This is a genomic window from Carboxylicivirga linearis (assembly GCF_018271995.1).
GTDB lineage: Bacteria > Bacteroidota > Bacteroidia > Bacteroidales > Marinilabiliaceae > Carboxylicivirga > Carboxylicivirga linearis.
In genome coordinates this window covers 1-1,834 of record NZ_JAGUCO010000081.1, presented here as the reverse complement: position 1 = coordinate 1,834, position 1,834 = coordinate 1, and the positions used below count along the sequence as shown (strand labels likewise).

1 protein-coding gene is annotated in these 1,834 nt (G+C 32.4%); it reads right to left on the bottom strand.

Annotated features, from left to right (window positions below):
- Positions 1-229 precede the first annotated feature (229 nt).
- On the bottom strand, positions 230-1,834 hold a 1,605-nt coding region (locus tag KEM10_RS23630; protein WP_212220808.1), incomplete at its 5' end, for a hypothetical protein.

The window sequence follows — 1,834 nt, the reverse complement described above, 5'->3', positions numbered from 1 at the left end:
ATGGGCCGATCGGTTTGTACAAATACCTTTTCGTTATGATGAATGGTTTGATGAAGCTGGAGCTTTTTAATAATTTCTTCTTGCCAGCTTTGGGCTGATACTGGAGATATCGAAGAAAGAAAAATAATTATCAGAATGACTCTGATAATTAAAGGTGATTTGTAATTGATTAATTTCATAAAATTCTAGGTTTGGTTAAAATGAACAATCATTTCATCTTTTAAATTAATTACTCATAACTAATCATCTCATTTAAATATTTGATTTGCTCATTAATAATCTTATCCGGTGGCAACAGCCAGCTATCTCGCCATTCGGATGGATTGTATTCTATATCTCTCTTTGTAGTGGTTTTCTTATTCCATTCTTTGGGCATACTCTTTCGTTGACTTTTGTATTCATCTTGCGAAATAGATTCCCATTTTATTTCCTGATTTATCTTTTTCAAGTCTCCATTCTGATAAAAAGAAACATTAAGAACTGCAAAATCAGGTTGCCATGTTTCTCCGTTGAATTTCCATGTCATTTCGCGATTTTCGGTAACCATTTCAAAATCACCAATAGCATAGTCACTTGTTATATACATTTCAGGCATAATGTATTTTTGGCCCTTCTTACTACGTTTCCATGAAGCCCATGCCACACCGTATGTTTCAATATCTATTAATAATTCACCTTCAAAATATGCATAAGGTAAGTCATCAATCTGATCGAAATGAATCCGATACATTTTTCTGCCCTGAAATTCTGTTTGTCCCAATACAACATATTGGTATTGTTTCTGAAAATTCAGATCCAGAAAAGATTCCAGGTTATAAACCGGATCGGTAAAAGGAATAGGTCCATTCGATTTGAGAGATGTAAATTTTATTTTCTGATCAAATTCAGTTGAATGATACTCTCTTCCGCCACTTATCTCACTGATGATTGGTAATTTTTTCTCTTTTATACTTGGCCATTGCTGTATAAAACCATAATCGTTAATACAATGTAAATAATCTCCTTCCAACAGATATTCGCGAAAGGCTCCCTGGAAATAAACATTGTTGGTATTTCTGTTTTTAAATCTGGCCTGATAAACCTTTTTTATGATCTCTGTTTCGTCACTTATTTCACTAATGATTGGCGATTGGGGTTCTGTTTCATAATTATACGGAAGCAAATCTCCAATTCTATTTCTGCTCATATCACCAGTCCAGGTTATTCCGGTTGAATAATATCCAGTTTTATCAATAAATACAGAATCACAGTTAAATATCATGGAACTTTTACGACTGCCTTTATACAAAACTGTATTATACCTGGCTTTTTTTAAATAACCTTGTTCCTTTTCTTCAACGCGAACAAGCTCTTTCATATCCAGTATATGATTAAACAATCCTCTAACCTCAAAACCTTCAGAATATAAATCATCTATAAACAAAGATCTCACAAAATGCATGCGCGATCCCAAATAGGCCCGTTCTCTATTCTTTTCATAGCTTACTCCAGTTTTACTTAAGTCTTCATTGTAGATAATATTTCCACTATATCGCACCAAGTTATCATTAGTGGAATATTCAAAATTATCTAGATAATAAGTAATTCGATATCCTAATCCATTATTTTCAATTTCAATAGGTTTCAGAGCATAAGCTTTTAAAGTATCTGACTCTGAGTTATAATTAAATGTAATATCGTCTTCGTTCAAAATCCGACATTTTCTGGCATTTTTTGTGGTTCCAATAAAATGCTTTTTGAATAATCGCATATTTTTAGCCCTTTGCTTTTCAAGTGATTCTGAATTAACGGTTACCTCTCCAACTTCATAATTCTTAGGTTTTAAAAATATTTT